Consider the following 20,526-nt stretch of genomic DNA (forward strand, 5'->3'; position numbering starts at 1 on the left):
GCCATCCATATCATCCATTTCCATCCGCAGCGTCGGCCGCACACCGTCCGTGCGCCGGCTCTCGCCACCAGAAATAGCTTCTCTCCAGAGAGAACCTTAGGCATATACCTAATAATACTTCCTAGGAGCTATCTCTCGGGGTGAGCATTGCACTCCCCGTGATGGCTGACAAGACCTCTCTGCGCTCTAAAGCGCAACTTGCCCGCGAGCACCAGAGGTTGCGCCAGGTCGATTTTTGCAAAGATTAACAAACCCTTGCGATCCCTAAAACCCCAAAAAATCCCGAAAAAACGCCGATAATTCGCCCAAAAATGGCATGCTAGCTCCAATTGATGTCTATCGTCCCGTCGTATTCAGAGCCACACTCCTCTCATCGCACTTGAGTTTCGTGTGATCCGAGCCCGGTACCTGTGTGTGCGTTCTGGCTCGCGGCCCGTGTGAATGTGTAAGCGTAGTGAAGCGTAAATCAGTATTAAACCAAAGACATAATCACACGTAATGATTGAGTGCAGGAACTAACCTGCCGCAATTCGATACTTAAAACAACATTGAAATATATTGAGACCCCACAGATGAATATCCCGCGGGAGCATCATCTGAAATTCAAAAAAGAGCCAGCTCCGGATAAAAACCTCATAAAGATGTAGGGGTTTCGGTGCTGGCTCCTTCTCAGGAGGAGAACCACATGTCCGCACTTCTCGACGATAGCATCAAGGCCGATGATGATCTGAAAGTCGGCGCTCTCGCCGATGGACTGGCAACCAGTGCTGCCAATGATCTGAACGTTGACGACGGGTCAACGAGCAACGTTGGCATCGCCAACGGCAATGACCGCAATAACTACAGCGACAGTTCGCAGGACAACGACACCCACATCAAGACGGATGTCGACACCGACATCAAGACCGAGGCCAATGAAAACGGCGACAACCGCAACAACTACTCCGACAGCTCGACCGACTACAATTACGACTACGATTACAAGGACAACAGCAGGGTCGAAACAGATATCGACCAGAAGGCCAACGGTGACAACCGCGACAATTCCTATGAATGGGATTATGACAGCAAGGTTACCACCAAGACAGACATCGATACCGACATCAAGACGGAAGCCAACGACAACGGCGACAATCGCAACAACTACTCGTCATCCGACAACGACATCATCACCAAATCGGACGACGACTTTGCAACGCTGAAGGACGTCAAGGACTTCGACAATCTCGGCATCGCCGGTGGGGACCTCACCTTCAATCTCGGCGACGACTTCTCGTTTAATCTGAACGTCGACCACATCCTCAACAACTCGCTCGAAGGCGCCGGCAACGATACCGGTTTCAGCGTGGTACAGGCCAACAACCTTGCCGATCAGGACCAGGCCTACGACGTCAGGATGAACAACTCGGACGCCAACAACGACCTGCGCGCCGACGGCGGGCACTCGGATGGCGGCGATGGTCTGAACTTCGACACCAAGTCGGATTGGGACCTCAAGGCCGGTGACGGCATCAACGGCAGCACGACCTCCGACTCGTCGGCGATCCTGGCAAATTCCGGCTTCCATCAGGAAATCGTCCAGGGCGCGAACCTTGTCAGCAACACCGTCGACTCCAGCGTCATCGGTGGCAATTCGCAAACTACGGATGTCGGTCACGACACCGACAGCTGATCGATCCGTTTCACAAGAGAAGACTGCACCGGCCCCCCGCGCGGCCGGTGCAGTCGCGCAGATTTGATTTCGGATCGGTTCGTTTCTTTTTTACCGGGGCATTCCTGTCTAGGCCCACCGAAGTCTCCCTTTGATGCGGAAAAAAGGGAAGGATCGGGACAATGCATACGGAAAGAGTGAATGAAATCATTGCACATTTCATCGGCCTGTTCGAAGCCGATACCGATGAAGCACGGCTGAGGCAGAAGCAGCTCGAAGGCGGTGATCTGAAGGAAGTTGCGCAGCAGCTCGAAGACGGCGAAGCAAAGCCGTCCGACTTTACATCCTCATACCAGCTGGTCGACTATGATCCTGAAGTGCTTTATCGAGCGCCCTCCCATGACATTGCCGATGTGGACCTGTTCGGCCGGATCCGCGGCTTCGGCGATCATTTTGCCGATGCTGTCGCCCAATACGGCAATACCGTACCGGTGAAGCTGTTCGCCAACCTCGGCCAACCCGACGGGGCACCTGTCGAAGACAAGTTGATTGTCCACGACGGCCCCGGCTCGGTCATCGCCCATGTGGTCCAGGCCAATATGGTGCGCGACGACGACGCCCTGAACATGACGGATTCCGAGGTCGCCCCGCGCGACACGACCTACGTCAGCTACAAACTTGCCGAATTCAGCGCCGAGGCAGCCGAAGCCACTCCATTCGCGCACTACACCCGCGTCGACACCTTTGAAGGTCTCTCGAAAATCGCCGACGATCTGTCGGACTACGCCGCGGCAAACCGACTGCCGGAACCGCCAGCCTCAAGCAGCGAGCCCGCCCTCAACGCAGGCGCCGATGCTGGCACAACCATTGTACTCACCGAGCAACCCGCCACTACGGATCCGCTCGACGACGAAATCGACCTTCCCACGACCGTCTCTCCGGACGAATTGCCAAGGGATGACAACGGCAATTTCGCCTTGGCCGCCGACAGCATCGAGGGCGTCTACGTCAACGGCTGCCGCGTCGACGAAGCCCCGGTTCTTGCGGACTTCATGCCTGATCGTGGACTGGCGCAACCGGTTGCCGATCCGGAAGGCACCGACGGCCCGCTGCAGGAGGAAGACGACAAGAGCGGCAATTCCGTTTACGTCGAAGCCGGCGCCAACATCGTCGCCAATATCGTCAGCATCGTCGAGACCGGCGTCATCGCCCCCGTAACGGCGGTGATGGGCGGATACCATCAGATCGACATCATCTCGCAATCCTACGCCTATGCCGACAGTGACAGGCTGGATAGGGTTCTGAGTGAAAACTCGGCCGAATCTACGTCACGCACGGTTGCGATGAACATCGCCAATTTCGGCCGTGATGCCTATCATTCATCGTCTTCCGAGCAGGACGGCGATACGGCTCAATCGTCGATCTTCCCGAACGCCTGGCGCGTCAGCATGGTGGAGGGCGACGTTTCCTTCGTCCATTGGGTCGAGCAGTACAACTTCGTAAACGACAACGACACGGTGACCGTGACCACCACCGGCGTCCAGACAACGGCCCTGACCGGTGGCAACGTGGCGGTCAACCTCGCTTCCTTCCTCGGTTTGGGCGACCAGTACGACCTGGTGATCGTCGGCGGCAAGGTCCTGGACCTCAACATGATCACCCAGGTCGCCGTCTTCTACGACAACGACCACATCAGTGGCATTGCCGCCGGCAACGGCATGACCGTAAGCGAGAGCGGCAACCTGATCTGGAACCAGGCGTCGATCCAGAACATCGGCGCGAATGACCGCTTCGAAGCGATCCCGGACTATATCCAGAAGGCCGTCGACAACATCAACGACCGCATTGACGAACTGCCCTCAGGCTTTTCGCATGACCTCAATTTCCAGGGCTATGAAGGCCTGAACATTCTTTACATCACCGGCAACCTGTATGACGTCAATGTCATCAAGCAGATCAGCATTCTCGGCGACGCCGATTCCGTCAGTTACGTCGCCAGCAAGATCCTCAGCGACAATCCGGATGCTGACATTACCATCCACACTGGTGCAAACGCCGTCGTCAACAGCGCTCAGATCATCGACTACGACAGTTTCGGCCACACGACCTATGTCGGCGGCCAGGTCTATTCCGATGCGATCCTGATCCAGGCCGGCCTTGTCGACCACGACACCGATACCCATGACGTGACGCCCAAGGGCGACCGGCTCGCCAACGAAGTCATCGCCTTCATCGGCGACGACGACGCACCGTCACATCCGACCGAAACAGTGATCGACGCCGGCAATGACTTGTCCTGGTCCAACGGCCAATGGAACGACGTCATGCACACGGTGCTGACCTAACAAGAACACGAACGGGGGAAGGCATGAACGATCTTTCTAAGTGGCGTGGCAGCGGCAGCAAGGCGCCTGCACGGGAAGAGCCGGCTCCGGAGGTCGTCGACGAACTCGAAGCAGCGTTGACCAACCGATGCATCGCCGCGATCAACGAGGCCGTTGAAGGCCTGCGAAAGGTCGGCCTGGATATCCGCACGACACGGAAAGGGCACGCGCCGGCACCGAAAGCGATGTCGGAACCCGCGAAACTCGCCGATGCCCCCGCCCCCCGCGACCAAGACGATTCCGACGCAGAGTTTCTCGCCCTCGCCCGCTCGATGGCAAACCCCATCCGCCATACCGAGAAGAAGCAGGCCAGTTATCACTTCGGCCCAAGGCGCGACGGCGCCCGGTGGCAAGACCGCGAAAGCGCACCGCTGGAGGAAGTTGAGCGTCAGGCAGCGCCGGTCGTCGCGGCAATCGCCGAGATGCCGATCGCAAAGGCGGCGCCGGCGGAACTGCCGGAAAACAGCTCGACTGCGCAGCAGCAAGCACATCGTCGTGGCAACGACAGCGACCCGGCCGATGAATTGAAGGGCCGACCGGGTCGCGCTCTCCCGCAGACGATCGACAACGATCCAGGCCCGCTGAAAGAGAATGACCGCCGTCCGGCCGTCCGCGACGGCGGCGGCGCCCCGACCGATGGCGGCGGTGGTGGTGGTGGCGACAAGCACACCTTCCACAAGCGCATGGGACCGGTCAATTTTGCCGCCAGCCTGCGCAACGGTATGGCCGTCGTCCGCCGCAACATGATGATCGTCATCGCGTTTACCATCGCGATCAACGTTCTGGTCCTTGCCATTCCGATCTACCTCTTCCAGATCTCCGATCGGGTGCTGACCAGCCGCTCGCAGGATACGCTGGTGATGCTGACGATCGCCGTGCTCGGTGCCATCGTCCTGCAGGTCATCCTCGATTCCATCCGCCGCTTCATCCTGATGCGCACTGCCGTCGAAATGGAGGTCCAGCTCGGCGCGCCTATCTTGAGTGCGGCCGCGAGAGCGTCACTGCACGGCAACGGTCGCGACTATCAGGTGTTGAGCGACCTCCAGCAACTGCGCTCCTTCATCGTCTCCGGCACCCTGATCTCGTTCCTCGACGCGCCGCTGATGCCGTTCTTCGTGGTGGTCGTCTATATGATCCAGCCGCAGCTCGGGTTGATCGTCATCATGTGCTGCGTGGTGCTGTTCGTGATCGCGTATCTCAATCAGAAGGCGACGTCGCAGCCCTTCAGCGAGGCCAACGCCTTCCTCAGCCGCGCCAATTTCCACCTGGATTCGATGTCGCGCAACTCACAGATCATCAACGCACTGGCGATGATCCCGGAAGCAGTAAAGATGTGGGGCCGCGAGACTGCCGGTTCGCTGAAATCGCAAGTCTATGCCCAGGACCGCAGCATCATCTTTACCGGGGCATCAAAGGCGGTGCGCATGTTCACCCAGGTCGCCCTGCTTGGCTGGGGCGCGCATCTGTCGATGGACGGGCACCTCACCGGCGGCATGGTCATTGCTGCCTCGATCATCTCGGGGCGGGCGCTTGCGCCGGTCGAAGGGGCAATCGAGGGTTGGAACCAGCTCAATCATTCACGTGCCGCCTATGGCCGGATCAAGCAGTTGCTGGTCAACTCGCCCTTGAACTTTCCGCGCCTGCGACTGCCGAACCCGGAGGGCCGGCTCGATGTTGAACGCATCCTCTTCGTGCCGCCGCCGCAGAAGCGCGTGATCCTCAACGGCATCTCCTTCTCGCTCAACAAGGGGGAGTCGCTTGCGGTTATCGGTAATTCCGGCTCCGGCAAGACGACGCTCGGCAAGATGCTCGTCGGTTCGATCGTGCCGACCTCAGGCAATGTCCGCCTCGATCTCATGGATTTGAGAAACTGGGACCAGCGGCAGTTCGGCGAAAGCATCGGCTATCTGCCGCAGGACGTGCAGCTGTTTCCCGGCACGATCAAGGCCAACATCTCGCGCATGCGCGACGATGTCGAAGACAGCGCGATCTTCGAAGCGGCCGTACTCGCCGACGTGCACGAGTTGATCGCGTCGTTCCCGCAGGGCTACGAGACGATCGTCGCTGCGGACGGTGCGCCGCTCTCGGGGGGCCAGAAGCAACGCATTGCGCTGGCACGCGCCTTCTTCGGCAACCCAAAATTCGTGGTGCTGGACGAGCCCAATTCCAATCTCGACACCAATGGTGAGGCAGCGCTTGCCCGCGCACTGGTGCATGCCAAGAAGCAGGGCATCACCACCGTGACCATCACCCAGCGTCCCTCCTTGCTGCAATGCGTCGACAAGATCATGCTTCTGAACGAGGGAACCGTTGCCATGTTCGGTGCGCGCAATGACGTGCTTGCAGCCATCGGCGCCAAGCCGAAGGACGAAAAGTCCGCACCCCGTATCGCCGGAGAATGACCATGAGCCGCGAGAAGAAGAATGCCGCCGAAGAACATGCCGTCGAGTGGTACTCGGAGGTGCCGCGATCGATCAAGCTGCACAGCATGGTCGGCCTCGCGTTGATCGTCGCTTCATTCGGCGGCTTCGGCTACTGGGCCTTCGCAGCCCCTCTGGCAGCGGCAATTATCGCCCAGGGCAGTTTCGTCGCCAACGGCAACAACAAGATCATTCAGCACCTCGAAGGCGGCATCATCGAGCAGATGCTGGTGGCCGAAGGCGACAAGGTCAAGACCGGCGATATCCTGGTCAAGCTCGACCAGACGCCGTCGCGCGCCAACGAGCGCGCCCTCAACCTCAAACGCCTGCGTCTCGAGGCGGTGGTCGCACGGCTGCGTGCCGAAGCCATGGGCAGCGATACATTCAAGATCCCCGACATCGTCAAGAACGAGGCCAGCGATCCGGATATCCACGCGATCATCGAGAGCCAGAACGTCAATTTTCACAGCAAGAAGATCAAGCTCGACGACCAGCTGAACCTCATCGACCAGAACATCAGGTCGCTGGAGTTCCGAGCCCAGGGCTACCAGCGCCAGCAGGAATCGTTCAACAAGCAGCTGGATATCCTCAACGAGGAGCGGGACGCCAAGAGCAAGCTTGTCCAAGGTGGACTGACCAAGAAATCCGAACTGATGGCGCTCGACCGCGCCGCGGCCGATGCGATGGGCGAGATCGGCAGGCTCGACGCCGAGGTCAAGGAGAGCCTGTCGCAGATCGACCGCTATCGCCAGGAGGCGGTCATTGCCGTCAACGCCAACAAGCAGGCGGCGCTCGATGGGCTTGAGGCCGCAGAAGCCGATCTCGATGGCGTGCGCGAGCAGTTGCGCGAGGCAAGCGAAGTTCTCGGCCGCGCCACCATCCGTTCGCCCGTCGACGGCACAGTGGTGCGCAGCTATTTCCATACCGCCGGAGGGGTGATCGCGACCGGCAAGCCGATCATGGAAATCCTGCCGGCCAATGTGCCGCTGATCATCGAAGCGCAGGTGCTGCGAACCTCGATCGATCAGTTGCGGGTGGGCGAGGATGCGACCATCCGTCTCTCGGCGCTCAACCGCCGCACGACTCCGGTGCTGAGCGGCAAGGTCTTCTACGTCTCGGCGGACTCGGTTGAAGAAGTGAGCGGCGGCCAGCAGCGCGATGTCTATATCGTCCGCGTCGAGGTTCCCGTCAGCGAGATCCACCGCATCCACGGCTTCCATCCGGTGCCGGGCATGCCGGCGGAAGTGTTGATCACGACGTCGGAGCGCACGTTCTTCGAGTATCTGACAAAGCCGATCACCGACAGCATGTCACGCGCCTTCAAGGAAACCTGAGGCGAAGTACGGGGGGTGGGGATGACGAAGGGGCTAAGCAGAATGGGGCGGCAGCTTTCGCTGTTTCACCAGCAATCTGCCAACGCCTTGAAGGCTCGGTCATTTCCGTCAAAATGGTTTGCGCCGGCAATGGCAGCGCGTCATCGATGGCGCACAGAGGAGACGTTCGATGGCAGCGATACACGAGGTGCTTCTGCTTGTCGGCCGCCTCAACTATGTCTGGACCAATACCGAAAGCCTGCTGATCTATATCATCGCCCACCTGTTGAATGTCGACAAGGAGCGGGCGATCGTGGTCTTTCTGACCTTGAACACGACGCGCGCCCGCATCGATCTGACCGAGCGCCTGGCCAAGCTGCCGGTCACGCCGGTCGACACGCGCGACAGCGTTCTTTCGATCATGGACCGGCTGAAACAGCAGTCGAAGATGCGCAACAAATACAATCACTGCATCTATTCCTTCGACGAGCAGGGCGAGATCTCCAGTACACAGCTGATGCGCCTGGTCGAGGGCGACAAGGACATTCGCTACGGCAAGGTCGAGCAACTGGACGCCCGGGAACTGGAGCGGCTCGAAGCCGCCATCCAGGAGATCACCGAAATCAGCAAGAGCCTCTGGGCCTTCATTCGCTCACGGCCGAACTTCGACGAGCGTTCGATCTAGACGAGATTGCCACAGCCGGCAGGCGACATCCTGCATTCGGATAATATCCTTGGTATATAATGGCTAAATATTGACTATAAGCTAAAGTTGTTTCGAAGAAATTCTGGCTTGAAATACGCTAAACTAAAAATACTTCTCAGTTGCGTAAGAGGGCGTTATGAAAATAGATATTATTGATACTTTAGAATATTTTGAGAAAGTTCGCGAAGATTGGGATCTGATCTACCTAGAAGACCCGGAAGCTCATCTATTTCTTTCCTGGGAGTGGCTGCAGAAATATCTGTCGCACCGACACCGCTGGTTCATTCTTGCCCTCAAGCAGGAAGACGATGGGCGGTATTGCGCCTTCCTGCCATTGAAAGTGTCGACCTACCAGGACGACACGACCAAGCTTTTCTGCGACGAGATCCGGATGGCCGGCAACTATGGCGCCGACTATACCGGCTTCCTGTGCCGGCCCGGCCTGGAGGATGCTGCGGCCGATACCTTTTCTGCCCACATCGGCAAGGAGAACTGGACGACCCTCACGTTCGATTATTTCTCTACGGCCTCTTCGCGGCTCGATCGTCTGCTCGGCGCCTTTCCCGAAGACCAGTTCGTCCAGACCAGCAACGAGCGCAGCAATCCCGACAATATCGACAATACGATCTGCCCCTATGTGAACCTGCCCGAAAGCTGGGAGGACTATCTCGCCACGCATATGAGCGCCCAGACGCGGCAGAAGCTGCGTCGCTTCATGCGGATGGTCGAGGCATCACCCGATTACCGCATTACCCACGCGACAAAAGACACGATCGAAAGAGACCTCGACACGCTGTTCCGGCTGTGGCGCATCAAATGGGCAGAGCGCAAAGGCAGCAAGGTCGATCGGCTAATCACGTTCACACGTGAGATGCTGCTGGACGCCTTTAACCAGGGCGCGCTCGATGTTCCCGTTCTGTGGTATCAGGACCAGCCGCTCGGCGTGCTTGCCAATCTGCTCGACCGGCAGAAGAAGACCGTCCTGTTCTACATCACCGGCCGCGACGAGACGTGGACGACCCCTTCCCCGGGGCTTCTGCTGCACGGCTTTGCCATTCGCAATGCGATCGCCTGGGGATATCGGGTCTACGATTTCCTGCGCGGCAACGAAGCCTACAAATATTCCTTCGGGGTTGAAGAGCGCCGCATTCGCAGCATGCGTGTCAAAACGCGATCAGGCCGCAATCTGCGCAACTGCCTCAACCCGCGCAGCATCGAACATGTCTACGAGCGCGCGGTGGAACTGCACAGCCAGGGGCGACTGGACAAGGCGGAACCCGGCTACCGGCAGGTCATCCACACCGTGCCGACACACACCCGGGCTCGCTACGGCCTCGCCCAGCTTTTCGACGACAAGGGCGAGCACGACGAGGCCGAATATCTTTACAGAAGCCTGCTTGCAACGATGCCGGGCGCTGGCAAGATCCAGCATCGGCTCGGCGACAGCCAGATGGCGCAAGGGCACTACGCTGAAGCGGCCGAGACCTTCGAGGCCCTGCTGGCCCGCCATCCGCTCGTAAGCCTCGTGCGCTACAAGCTCGGCGTCGCCCTCTGCGCGACGGGCCGAGGCGAAGAGGCCCTCAGCATCTTCAGCAGCTTCGAGGATATCCTTTCCGACGATCCGGATCATGTGCGCTGCAAGCTCAAGGCGCAGGAAGCCGTCATACGTCTGAAGGCAGCCCTGCAAACGCCGCAGCAGGACGAGGTTCCCGAACCGGAGCAAACGCCGGTATCGATCCCGCCGCCGCAGAGAGTGTTGGTGTCGCCGAAACGAGCGCTTGATGCATCCGTGCGCCTGCCGACCGCGCCACCCCTGCTTCAGCCGTCCCTGCCATCAGGCATATCGGCGCACCTGCAGTCGCGATCGAACAGGCCGGGCGAAACAGGTTCACGGATCAAGCATTAAATATATCGATTGCGAGGTGGCCGACCGCTCACTCGGCGGTGTCGGACCAGTCGAGCGACGTCAGCTCCTCGCGAAATGCGAAGCGGATGATGTGGCGTTCGATGACGTCCTTACATTCCGCCAGCGCCTCGGCATCCGGTGATTCCGCGACGAAAGATAGCTGATCGCCGCGCGCCGTCATGCGCGCGGTGCTCGCCCCTATCGTCGCCACAGAATCCGTCTCGGTATATTCGACCGTCGTCTTGTGGGCGAAATGCTTGGACAGCTGCTGCAGGTATTGCGACGCGCGCGCGGTGGTAATACCGCTCGTGGCTTTCAACATGTTCTTCTCCACACTGCATGGGGTCGGTGGGCAGGCCAATGAAAGAGAAAAGGCGCCATGATTGCTCCTACCGCCCTTATCGGAACCTCAAGCCTACTTCTTGCTCAGTGCTTCGGTGAGCTGATCGACGATATCCTGCTCGGACTTCAGGCCCGAACTCGTCAGGTAGAGCTTGGCGGAATCGAGATAGACGACCCGCTCGTTCTTCCAGGCCTTGGTCTGGCGCACCAGCTCGTTGTCGAGCAGCGCTGCGGCCGGCTGGCCTTCCTGGCCGATCGCCGCGTCGCGGTCGACGACGAAGATCCAGTCCGGATTGGTCTCGAGGATATATTCGTAGGAAACGGCCTGGCCATGCGTCGCGACCTGCAGCTTCGGATCAGCCGGTTCCACACCGAAGATGTCGTGGATTTCGCCGAACCGCGAACCCTTGCCATAGGCGCTGATCTTGCCGCCGGTCGTCAGCAGCACGAGGCCGGTGCCGGCACCCTTGGCAACACCCTGCAGCTTTTCGATCGAGGCGTCGAGTTTCTCCGAAGCTGCCTTGATCTCCGCTTCCTTGCCGAAGATGAGGCCGAGAATAGCGGCGTTCTTCTTGACGCTGCCGATCAGATCCTTGTCGTCGGAGGTGAGGTCGATGGTCGGCGCGAGCTTGGCAAGCTCGGCATATTTCGACTGCGAACGACCACCGACGATGATCAAATCCGGTTCGGCGGCATTGACCGCCTCGTAGTCGGGCTCGAACAGCGTGCCGATCTTCGGATAGGTGTCGGACTTGTATTTTTCGAGTGACGGCGGGATCGCAGAGCCGGGAACGCCCGCCACGGGAATGCCGAGCATGTCTAGCGTTTCCAGCATTCCGAAGTCATAAACCAGCACGGTCTTCGGATTCTTTTCGACATCCGTCGTACCGCTGCTGTGCTCGATCTTCAACGTTTCAGCGCTTGCGGCAGGCGCCAGAGCCAGGACGGCAGCGACTGCAACACTACGAAGACCATTAGAAAACAGAGATATATTCATGACTTTTTCCCTCATCTTTTCGATCGTCCTAGCGCGATTTTCCAAAGAGGGCAACAAGGCCGTTTGCCGTCCTTGCAAATGCCGTGCGCCAAACCGCGGCCCATGAACGTGTGCGAGCGCCACCAAAAATGTCCTGGACCGATCCACAGGCCAGCCTGCGCTGGCATCGGCGACGTCGAGCGAACTGCCGCAGCGGATGCGACGAAACTTGACTAGCCATGTCATATATATGAATGAAGCTCAGCTCCAATCCGGCGCTGGGCGGGGCAAGCTTTTAGCGGTGCCGGGAAAGACGCAAACAAAACCTGTCCCAAGCTGCTTGGAGGCGACGGAAGAATGAACGGCAACAAGTCGACAAAGAAGAGCCAATCACCAAAACGCCGGCGCGCCTAAAGACCGATCGATGAAACCACTTCTGATTGCCGTTCCCGTCATCTTTGTGCTTGCCGTCATCAGCGTCATGACCGGCGTCGGCAGCCTCGCTTCAGGACTTGAGAGCGATGGTCGCGGCTGGCTGTTAATCGTCGAAAGCCGGGTGCCGCGCACACTCGCACTGATGCTCGCCGGAACCGGTCTCGCCGTCGCCGGCACCATCATGCAGATGCTCGCCCGCAACCGCTTCGTCGAACCATCGACCGCAGGCACCGCCGAATCCGCCGCCCTTGGCATGCTGCTGACGATGATCTTTGCGCCCACTCTGCCGGTCGCCGCCAAGATGGGCGTCGCGGCGCTCACCGCGCTCGCCGGTACGGCGTTGTTTCTAAAAATCCTGCGCCAGATCCCGTTGCGCTCGGCGCTGATGGTGCCACTGGTCGGCATCATGCTCGGCGGCGTCATCAGCGCCGTCACCACCTTCGTTGCCTATCGCTACGACATGATGCAGTCGATGGGGGCGTGGATGTCAGGCGATTTCTCCGGCGTACTGCGCGGTCGTTACGAGTTGCTGTGGATCGCACTTGTTCTGACGTTGATCGCCTATGTCACCGCTGCCCGTTTTACCGTCATCGGCATGGGCGAGGAGATCGCCCGCAATGTCGGCCTCGACTTCAACAAGGTGGTGACGCTCGGCCTTGGCATCGTTTCGATGGTGACGGCCACGGTCGTTGCCACCGTCGGCATGGTGCCGTTCCTCGGACTGATTGTGCCGAACATCATCAGCCTCTTGGTCGGCGACAATCTCAGGCGCACCCTGCCGTTGATCGCCGCAACCGGGGCCGGGCTGGTGCTCGCCTGCGACATCGTCGGCCGCATCGTGATTGCGCCCTACGAGATCCCGGTCGGAACGGTCATGGGCGTCGTCGGCAGCGTCGTCTTCCTCTATCTGCTGCTTTCGAGGCGCGCCCATGCAGGCTGACATTAAAAGGGTTTCACCCTCCGGCATGCTGCTCGTCACAGCTATGCTCGCGCTCCTGTCGATGCTGGCCTTCATGACACTCGGTGCCAGGGGAAGCTGGGCCTTCATCCTCTCCTTCCGCGGCACCAAACTTGCGGGCATGGTTCTCGTCGCCTATGCGATCGCCGTCTCGACCATCCTGTTCCAGACGATCTCCGGCAACCGCATCCTGACGCCATCGATCATCGGCTTCGATGCGATGTATGCGCTGCTGCAGACGGTCATGGTGTTCTTCCTCGGAGCCGCCGGCGCCACCGCCGTCGACCCGCGGTTTCAGTTCATCATCGAAGCCGCGGCGATGGTCGGTTTTTCCGTACTCCTGTTCCGGGCGCTGTTTTCCGGAGGCACCCGCAGCCTGCATCTCCTGATGCTGGTCGGCATCATCCTCGGCGGGCTGTTTCGCAGCCTTTCGTCCTTCCTGCAGCGGATCCTCGATCCCAACGAATTCGTGGTGCTACAGGACCGGCTGTTTGCCAGCTTCAACACGGTCAACGCCGACCTTCTCGGCATTTCCGCCGTCGCCGTCGCAGCAGTTACCTTCGTTCTCTGGCGGCTGTTCCCAACCTTCGACGTGCTGTCACTCGGCCGCGAAAGCGCCATCGGGCTCGGTGTCGACCATCACCGCACCCTTACCATCCTGCTCGTGCTCATCGCCGTTCTCGTTTCCGTCTCCACCGCGCTTGTCGGCCCGGTGACGTTCTTCGGTCTTCTGGTCGCCAGCCTCGCCTGGCAGATCACCCCGACGGCCAGCCATCGCTTCGTGCTGCCGATTGCCGTGTGCCTGGCCATCGTCACGCTCGTCGGCGGCCAGGTGATCCTGGAGCGGCTGTTCGCTTTCAACACCGCGCTCAGCATCGTCATCGAATTTGTCGGTGGTCTTGTCTTCATCTTCCTGCTTGTTCGAGGCTCCGCCCGATGATCGAAATCCGCGACGTGACCAAATCCTATGGCAGCAATGCGGTCGTCGACCGGGTCTCGATGACCTTGCCGGCCGGCGGCCTCACTTCGATCATCGGCCCGAACGGCGCCGGCAAATCGACGCTGCTGTCGATCGTCAGCCGGCTGATACCAATGGATGAGGGACAGGTTCTGGTCGACGGGCTCGATGTCAGCAGGACCGCCGGCGACGTGCTCGCCCGGCGCCTGTCGATCATGCGCCAGGACAACCACATCACCGCGCGCCTCAGTGTGCGCGATCTCGTCGCCTTCGGCCGCTATCCCTATTCGAAGGGTCGCCTGACGGCGGTTGACGTCGAGCATATCGAGCGCTCGATCGCCTATGTTGGCCTGCACTTCCTGGAACACCGGTTCCTCGACGAGCTATCGGGCGGCCAGCGCCAGCGCGCCTTCATCGCCATGGTGCTCTGCCAGGATACCGATTACATGCTGTTCGACGAGCCGCTCAACAATCTCGACATGAAACATGCCGTCGAGACGATGAAGCTGCTGCGGCGCCTGGCCGACGATTTCGCCAAGACCGTTGTCGTCGTGCTGCACGACATCAACTTCGCCTCCGCCTATTCGGATCGCATCGTCGCCATGCGCGACGGCAAGCTCGCCTTCGAGGGCGCACCGAAGGAGATGATCGAGCCGTCGCGCCTGCAGGCGATCTTCGACGTCGACTGCCGCGTTCACGCCGTCGGCGAAACGCGGCTCGTCAACTATTTCGAATAGGCCGGTCGGCTCAATGGGAAGAGCCAGATGCGAGCGGGCGGCCTTTGCGCGCGGCATCAGCGATCTTGTCCTCATCTGTTACCGATGACAGCCGCTTCAGCCGGCGCCCCAGGCGAACGCTGACATCATCCATCACCGTGAACATCACCGGCACGAAGACGAGGCTCAGCATCGTCGATGTGATCAAGCCGCCGATCACGGCGATCGCCATCGGCGCGCGGAAGGCTGCATCCGCACCAACGCCGATCGCCGCCGGCACCATGCCGGCGACCATGGCGATCGTCGTCATGATGATCGGCCGTGCACGGGTCGTGCCCGCCGTCAGCAAGGCCGTTCGCCGGTCCGCCCCTTCCTTGCGGCAGACGATCGCATGGTCGACCAGCAGGATCGAGTTCTTGCAGACGATGCCCATCAGCATCAGGATACCGATGGTCGAGGACAGATCGAGCGCCGCCCCAAACAGGATGAGTGCCAGCGCAGCGCCGCCGATCGACAACGGCAGGGCAATCAGGATGGTGATCGGCTGCAGGAAGTCCTTGAATAGGAGCACGAGCACCGCGGTGACCATCAGGATGCCGGCAAGCAGAGCAAGCGCGAAATTGCGAAACATTTCCGACATGTATTCGGCTTCGCCGTAACTGGCCTGCGAAACCCCCGCCGGCATCTTGGTCATGGCCGGCAGGGCTGAAACTGCCTCGAATGCCGTGCCAAGCGTGATGCCGTTCAGATTGGCCTCCACCGCCATCAGGCGTTTGCGGTTGAGGCGTTCGACGCTGCCCTCCTCCGCGCCAAAGGAAATGTCAGCCACCGATGTCAGCGGCACCAGCTTGCCGGAGTTGGTGCCGACGCGCAAATTTCGCAACGTGTCGAAATCCGCCCGCGCGGTTTCGTCGAGCATCACCCGGATTGGCACCTGCCGGTTGCCGAGATTGAACCGTGCCGAATTGCTTTCGCTATCGCCCATCGTGGCAATGCGCGCGACCGTGCCGATCGACGTTACCGAGACGCCAAGCCGGGCAGCCTCGTCGAGGCGAGGCTTCACCAACAGCTCAGGCGACAGCAAGGGCTCGGTCGACTGGACGTTGACAAGGCCCGGCATCGCCCGCATCTCGTTTTCGAGCTGGCGCACGGCCTGGGTCAATGCCTCCGCGTCATCACTGGTCAGATAGATCGACAGATCCTTGGCGCCCTGGTCGGACGCAAAGGTCGCCTGGATATCCGGCGTCTCCGCAAGCAGCGGCCGCAAAGAAAGCTCGAACGCCTTGCGGCCGAGCGCACGCTCCTTGCGCGGACGAAGCTTGATCAGCAGGTCGACCCGGTTGAGGCTGTCGGCAGTCGCAAGCGCGCTGTCGACCTCCGGCCGCGCTTTGATCTTGCGCGTCAGCTCATCCGAAACACGCGCCGTTTCCTCGAGCCGCGTGCCCGGCGGCAGAGTGACCTTCAAGGTCGAGAGGTTGCTGTCGCTCCCCGGTATGAAGCCGGTCGGCAACATGGTCAGGAGCGCGATCGAACCGACGAAGATCAGGGCAACGATGGAAAGCGCCGTCTTGCGATGATCGAGCGTCCAGCCGAGCATCCGGACATAGGTATCGGCGATGCGCGAGCGCTTGACCTCATGGCCATGCCCCGCCTTCGGACGAAGCAGATAGGCCGCCATCAGCGGCGTCAGCAGGCGGGCGGCCGCCAGCGAGAACAGGACAGCGATGGCGACCGTCAGGCCGAACTGCTTGAAATATTGTCCGACGGCGCCGCCGATGAAGCTGACGGGCGCAAACACCGCCACGATCGTCAGCGTCGTCGCCACGATCGCCAGCCCGATCGCATCAGCGGCATCGATCGCGGCAAGGAACGGCCGTTTGCCCATGTCCACATGCCGCTCGATATTCTCGATCTCGACGATGGCGTCATCGACCAGAATGCCGATGACGAGCGTCAGCGCCAGCAGACTGATGCTGTTCAAGGTGAAGCCGAGCAGATCCATGACCATGAAGGTCGGCAGGATCGATAGCGGCATGGCCAGCGCCGAGATCAGTGTTGCCCGCCAATTGCGCAGGAACGCGAACACGACCACGACGGTCAGCGCCGCCCCTTCGAGCAGCGCCGTCACCGCCGCGTCGTAGCTGTCCTTGGTGTACTCGACCAGCGAGATCAACTCCTTGATCTCGACGCCGGGTGTACGCGCCTGGATTTCCACAAGCCGCGTGGCAACGCGATCGGCAACCACCGTGTCGCTCGCGCCCTTGCTGCGCGACACCGAGAAGCTGACGACCGGCTCGCCGTCGAGCCGGGCAAAATTGCGTGGTTCGGACGAGGTGTCCTCGATTTTCGCCACATCCGAAAGCTGGACCCAACGGCCGCCCGAAATCGGTATCGACAGGCGCGAAAGCTCCTCGACGGAGGTGGCGCTGCCAATCGTTCGGATCGACTGCTCGCGCCCGCCGATCTCGCCACGCCCGCTCGGGACATTGGTATTGAGCTCGCGCATCGCGGTGTTGACCTGGTCGGCCGTCACGCCAAGCGCCAGCAGGCGCTCCGGATCCAAGGAAACGCGAACTTCGCGGCTGACGCCACCGAGACGCTGAACCTTCTGGACGCCCGGAAGCGTCAGAAGCTCGCTGTTCAAGGTATCGTCCACGAACCACGACAGCTCGACCGCGGACATGTTGGGTGCGCGCACGGTGTAGTAGATGATGGCGCTGCCATCAACGTCGAGGCGCGAGACCACCGGTTCCTGGATCGACTGCGGCAGATCGGAGCGGATCTGGGCGACCGCTTCGCGCACGTCGTTGGCGGCACGGTCAGGGTCCGTGCCGATCTTGAACTCGACCGTCGTTGTCGAGACACCGTTGGTAACCGTCGAGCGAATGTGGTTGACGCCGACCAAGCCGGCGGCCACCCCCTCGACGCGCCGCGTGACCTGAGTCTCCATTTCCGCCGGCTGGGCGCTCGGCTGGGTGATTGTCACGGTGACGACGGGAAACGACACGCTCGGATTGGCGTTGACGGGCAGACGCAGGAACGAGGCGATGCCGACAAGGGTCAGAACAACGAACAGGACGAGCGTCGGTACGGGCTTTCGGATCGCCCAGGCGGATATATTGCTGGTCATTTCTGCGCGCCTGCCTGAGCGGGTTCAATGTCTTTGGTGGCAACGGCCTCACCCTCACGAAGAGAGACGCCGGCCTTGGCAACAACGCGTTCGCCGGTATTTAGCCCCGACACGATCTCCACCTTGCCGTTCTGGCGCATCCCGGCCTGGACGGTCTTGCGCTTGACCTTGCCGTCCTCGACAATGAACACTGAGGGCATTCCGTCCGGCGTGCCGTAAAGCAGCGCGGAATCGTCGACCATGATGGCCGGACGTTCCGCAACAACGATTTCCGCGCGGCCGAACGTTCCGGCATAGGGCGGCTTGTCGGTCATGAGCGCAATCTTGGCCGTGCCAAGTCGTGTCTCGCTATCGATCTTCGGATTGATCACCCGGACATGACCCTCGATCGTGTCCGTGCGTCCGGAAAGCTTGACCTTCACCTGCTGACCGACAGCAAGCAGGGGTAGCTCGCTTTCCGGTATTTCAGCGGCAAGCTCGATCTCGCCGTCACGGATCAGCCGCATCAGCGGTTCCGTTCCGGCCAATGCACCGGCGCGGGCAAGGCGCTCGGAAACGATGCCGGTGGAAGGGGCGACGATCACGGCGCGTTCGAGCTTGCGCCGCGCCTCCGCCTGGAGCGCCTGAGCCTGTGCGTCCTCGGCGCGGGCGACTTTGACCGCCTCGTGCGCGATGGCCACTGCCGAAACACGCTCTTCAAGGAAAGTCTCGGCTTTCAGGTGCCGCAGTTGGCGTGCACGGTCGAGCTTCTTTTCTTCCTGTCGAACGGTCTCTTCCTGTTGAGCAACCGCCGCACTGGTGCGGGCGACGCGCCCTTCGGCTTCCCGCAGGAGGTTTTCCAGCATCTCGGTTTCCAGTCGGGCAAGAACCTGGCCGGCGACCACTCGATCGCCGACCTCGACCTCGACCTTGGCGATCCGCTGCTCGGTCAACGTCGTGCCGACGGCGATTTCTTCGCGTGCGACGAAGATGCCGGCAAAGGACCGCATCCATTTCTGTGGCTGCCTGTCGGCCACAAGCGTCGAGACGGTGCGGGTTGCGGCTGCGACATCGGCGCCCACCGATGCGGCAGCCTCGTTGGCAAGCAGCTCGCCTGCAGTGGCAGCAAGCAGGAACGTGGCAATTGCTGCGCTCAGAACTGGGGAACGTCTCATTCTGGTTGGCTTTCGCTGACGGGAATGGATGTCGACCAATCCTCTTGAGGATCGCATCGCGTCGACAGGTCCCTGATTATCGCGTTCAGAAGGAATTATTTCTTCGATTAGTCAATCTACTAATTCCATCAGCTGAACACGTCAATAGTAAGGCGATCGCATGCAAGCATTGCGGGAACATGGCGCTCTTGGCACCAGACCGCTTCTATTGACTCTGCAAGACCCGCATCGCATATGAGATCGATCAGTCTATTAAAGAATGATGGCCACTGGGAGCAGGCACGATGCGCAAGATCGACCCGGAAAAACATGCCGCAAGGCGGCAAGTCATCCTCGACGCCGCAATCGTCTGTTTTGCCCGTAAGGGATTCCACGGCACTTCGACTGCGGAAATCTGCGCCGAGGCAGGCATGAGCCCGGGCAATCTCTTCCATTACTTTCCGACCAAACACGCCATCATCGCCGCGATCGTGGAGGTCGAACGTCAAGAAACGGCGGAGTTTTTCCGTGAACTCCATGAAGCGTCGGATCTTTTTGCCGCCCTTCTGGGTTTTATGGACGTTGTCCTGCGGCTGGCGGCCGATCCGGTCTTTTCCAGCCTGGCGCTGGAGATCGCCGCCGAGGCCACGCGCGACGAACGCATCGGCGAACTGGTGGCGGCGAATGACGCTGACCTGCGCACCGCCCTTGCCACTGTGATCAAAGCGGCGCATGAACGCGGACAGATCGATGCCGCCATCGATCCCGAGGGCGGCGCACGCTGGATTGCAGCGATCATCGACGGCATCTTCGGGCGCATCGCCGTCGATCCGGGTTTTAAGCCGCTGGAAGAGGCGCCGATGCTGCACCTGCTGCTGACGCGTTTTCTCTGTCCAACAGGCTGAGCGGTGCAAGATTTTACAGTGAGTTGATTTGTGCGGCCGCCGGTGCGTGGCCGCCGACGCCTTCAAGGCCGGGTCGCATCCTGGCTCATCAGAGCGACATCCCAGGGGGCTTCCGATTTAGACGGAACCGCACAAACGCTCTATCTCTTTGTTTTTACGCATTTCCTCACGGAAACCGCTTCGCACTTTTCCTAGAAATGCTCTATGCCGGATCCTCGCCATGTTACGGCGCCTGATGCGACCGTCAAAACCGTCAGAACCGACGCCCTCTTCCAAGACGATGCTGGTTCGAGCCTTTGCCGTTGACGCACGTGTATGCGGTTTACGCGTCTCGCATTCATTTGCCCTTGAAGGTCCGTGTTTTCCTGGACTTTGTTTTGGGCGAGTTTGGCGGTTAGCCGGTTTTGTTTTCTTTGCCCCTGAACGCCAAAAAGCCCGCGGACCTTTCGGTCTTGCGGGCTTTTTGTTTGATTTGGTTGCGGGGGCAGGATTTGAACCTGCGGCCTTCAGGTTATGAGCCTGACGAGCTACCGGGCTGCTCCACCCCGCGCCATCTCGGTAAACCGCTATGCGGTTTATCCGGTGCGTAAACC

14 protein-coding genes and 1 tRNA gene are annotated in these 20,526 nt (G+C 60.4%); 10 read left to right on the forward strand and 5 right to left on the reverse strand.

Going from position 1 to position 20,526, the window contains the following annotated elements:
* The first annotated feature begins 685 nt into the window (after nt 1-685).
* From IB264_RS30845 to IB264_RS30870, 6 genes are all read left to right on the forward strand, one after another.
* Nucleotides 686-1,672 carry a hypothetical protein gene (locus tag IB264_RS30845; RefSeq protein WP_025424963.1) on the forward strand — a complete coding sequence of 329 codons (987 nt, stop codon included), beginning with the start codon at nt 686-688 and terminating at the stop codon, nt 1,670-1,672.
* Between the two features lie 161 nt (nt 1,673-1,833).
* A complete protein-coding gene (locus IB264_RS30850; RefSeq protein ID WP_192434860.1) occupies nt 1,834-3,996 on the forward strand; it encodes a hypothetical protein in 2,163 nt (720 codons plus the stop codon).
* Between the two features lie 23 nt (nt 3,997-4,019).
* Nucleotides 4,020-6,437 (forward strand): type I secretion system permease/ATPase, encoded by a 2,418-nt coding sequence (locus tag IB264_RS30855; RefSeq protein ID WP_025424965.1) that lies wholly within the window; start codon nt 4,020-4,022, stop codon nt 6,435-6,437.
* A 2-nt stretch (nt 6,438-6,439) separates the two neighbouring features.
* Nucleotides 6,440-7,789: an HlyD family type I secretion periplasmic adaptor subunit gene (locus IB264_RS30860; RefSeq protein WP_025424966.1), complete on the forward strand. Its 1,350-nt coding sequence runs from the start codon at nt 6,440-6,442 to the stop codon at nt 7,787-7,789.
* A 169-nt stretch (nt 7,790-7,958) separates the two neighbouring features.
* Nucleotides 7,959-8,453, forward strand: coding sequence for a hypothetical protein (locus IB264_RS30865; RefSeq protein ID WP_025424967.1), 495 nt, complete (start codon nt 7,959-7,961; stop codon nt 8,451-8,453).
* Nucleotides 8,454-8,610: 157 nt separating this feature from the next.
* Complete coding sequence (locus IB264_RS30870) at nt 8,611-10,380, forward strand: GNAT family N-acetyltransferase (protein ID WP_025424968.1); 1,770 nt, start codon at nt 8,611-8,613, stop codon at nt 10,378-10,380.
* A 28-nt stretch (nt 10,381-10,408) separates the two neighbouring features.
* Here the strand turns inward: IB264_RS30870 and IB264_RS30875 are convergent, their stop codons facing one another.
* Together IB264_RS30875 and IB264_RS30880 are read right to left on the reverse strand one after the other, a co-directional pair.
* Nucleotides 10,409-10,702, reverse strand: a complete 294-nt coding sequence (locus IB264_RS30875) for a DUF2218 domain-containing protein (RefSeq protein ID WP_051509135.1) — start codon at nt 10,700-10,702, stop codon at nt 10,409-10,411.
* Between the two features lie 93 nt (nt 10,703-10,795).
* Entirely contained in the window at nt 10,796-11,734 is a 939-nt protein-coding gene (locus IB264_RS30880; RefSeq protein ID WP_038575727.1) for a siderophore ABC transporter substrate-binding protein, read from the reverse strand.
* 388 nt (nt 11,735-12,122) lie between these two features.
* On the opposite strand from IB264_RS30880, the gene IB264_RS30885 reads away from it, so the two are divergent.
* Genes IB264_RS30885 through IB264_RS30895 form a run of 3 tightly spaced genes read left to right on the forward strand, consistent with a single transcriptional unit; the run spans nt 12,123 to nt 14,786 of the window.
* Entirely contained in the window at nt 12,123-13,073 is a 951-nt protein-coding gene (locus tag IB264_RS30885) for an ABC transporter permease (protein WP_025424971.1), read from the forward strand.
* On the forward strand, nt 13,063-14,031 hold the full coding sequence (locus tag IB264_RS30890) for an iron chelate uptake ABC transporter family permease subunit (protein WP_025424972.1): 969 nt from the start codon (nt 13,063-13,065) through the stop codon (nt 14,029-14,031). Before IB264_RS30885 ends, IB264_RS30890 begins: the two co-directional genes overlap by 11 nt.
* On the forward strand, nt 14,028-14,786 hold the full coding sequence (locus tag IB264_RS30895) for an ABC transporter ATP-binding protein (RefSeq protein WP_025424973.1): 759 nt from the start codon (nt 14,028-14,030) through the stop codon (nt 14,784-14,786). The genes IB264_RS30890 and IB264_RS30895 overlap by 4 nt, the downstream gene beginning before the upstream one ends.
* 10 nt (nt 14,787-14,796) lie before the next feature.
* Here the strand turns inward: IB264_RS30895 and IB264_RS30900 are convergent, their stop codons facing one another.
* Both IB264_RS30900 and IB264_RS30905 read right to left on the reverse strand, forming a co-directional pair.
* On the reverse strand, nt 14,797-17,895 hold the full coding sequence (locus tag IB264_RS30900; RefSeq protein WP_025424974.1) for an efflux RND transporter permease subunit: 3,099 nt from the start codon (nt 17,893-17,895) through the stop codon (nt 14,797-14,799).
* Nucleotides 17,892-19,049, reverse strand: a complete 1,158-nt coding sequence (locus IB264_RS30905; RefSeq protein WP_025424975.1) for an efflux RND transporter periplasmic adaptor subunit — start codon at nt 19,047-19,049, stop codon at nt 17,892-17,894. Before IB264_RS30905 ends, IB264_RS30900 begins: the two co-directional genes overlap by 4 nt.
* 284 nt (nt 19,050-19,333) lie before the next feature.
* Here IB264_RS30905 and IB264_RS30910 point away from each other — a divergent pair, with 284 nt between their 5' ends.
* Nucleotides 19,334-19,933 carry a TetR/AcrR family transcriptional regulator gene (locus IB264_RS30910; RefSeq protein WP_025424976.1) on the forward strand — a complete coding sequence of 200 codons (600 nt, stop codon included), beginning with the start codon at nt 19,334-19,336 and terminating at the stop codon, nt 19,931-19,933.
* 473 nt (nt 19,934-20,406) lie between these two features.
* Here the strand turns inward: IB264_RS30910 and IB264_RS30915 are convergent.
* Nucleotides 20,407-20,483: transfer RNA gene (locus tag IB264_RS30915), tRNA-Met, on the reverse strand.
* Nucleotides 20,484-20,526: the final 43 nt, after the last annotated feature.

This window comes from Ensifer sp. ENS11, from assembly GCF_014851895.1.
In the GTDB taxonomy this organism is placed as follows: Bacteria; Pseudomonadota; Alphaproteobacteria; order Rhizobiales; family Rhizobiaceae; genus Ensifer; species Ensifer canadensis.

Coding starts and splice junctions, on each gene's coding strand:
- IB264_RS30885 (WP_025424971.1), top strand. CDS start 12,123: ATGAAACCACTTCTGATTGCCGTTCCCGTCATCTTTGTGCTTGCCGTC.
- IB264_RS30880 (WP_038575727.1), bottom strand. CDS start 11,734: ATGAGGGAAAAAGTCATGAATATATCTCTGTTTTCTAATGGTCTTCGT.
- IB264_RS30895 (WP_025424973.1), top strand. CDS start 14,028: ATGATCGAAATCCGCGACGTGACCAAATCCTATGGCAGCAATGCGGTC.
- IB264_RS30910 (WP_025424976.1), top strand. CDS start 19,334: ATGCGCAAGATCGACCCGGAAAAACATGCCGCAAGGCGGCAAGTCATC.
- IB264_RS30870 (WP_025424968.1), top strand. CDS start 8,611: ATGAAAATAGATATTATTGATACTTTAGAATATTTTGAGAAAGTTCGC.
- IB264_RS30900 (WP_025424974.1), bottom strand. CDS start 17,895: ATGACCAGCAATATATCCGCCTGGGCGATCCGAAAGCCCGTACCGACG.
- IB264_RS30850 (WP_192434860.1), top strand. CDS start 1,834: ATGCATACGGAAAGAGTGAATGAAATCATTGCACATTTCATCGGCCTG.
- IB264_RS30855 (WP_025424965.1), top strand. CDS start 4,020: ATGAACGATCTTTCTAAGTGGCGTGGCAGCGGCAGCAAGGCGCCTGCA.
- IB264_RS30860 (WP_025424966.1), top strand. CDS start 6,440: ATGAGCCGCGAGAAGAAGAATGCCGCCGAAGAACATGCCGTCGAGTGG.
- IB264_RS30865 (WP_025424967.1), top strand. CDS start 7,959: ATGGCAGCGATACACGAGGTGCTTCTGCTTGTCGGCCGCCTCAACTAT.
- IB264_RS30890 (WP_025424972.1), top strand. CDS start 13,063: ATGCAGGCTGACATTAAAAGGGTTTCACCCTCCGGCATGCTGCTCGTC.
- IB264_RS30905 (WP_025424975.1), bottom strand. CDS start 19,049: ATGAGACGTTCCCCAGTTCTGAGCGCAGCAATTGCCACGTTCCTGCTT.
- IB264_RS30845 (WP_025424963.1), top strand. CDS start 686: ATGTCCGCACTTCTCGACGATAGCATCAAGGCCGATGATGATCTGAAA.
- IB264_RS30875 (WP_051509135.1), bottom strand. CDS start 10,702: ATGTTGAAAGCCACGAGCGGTATTACCACCGCGCGCGCGTCGCAATAC.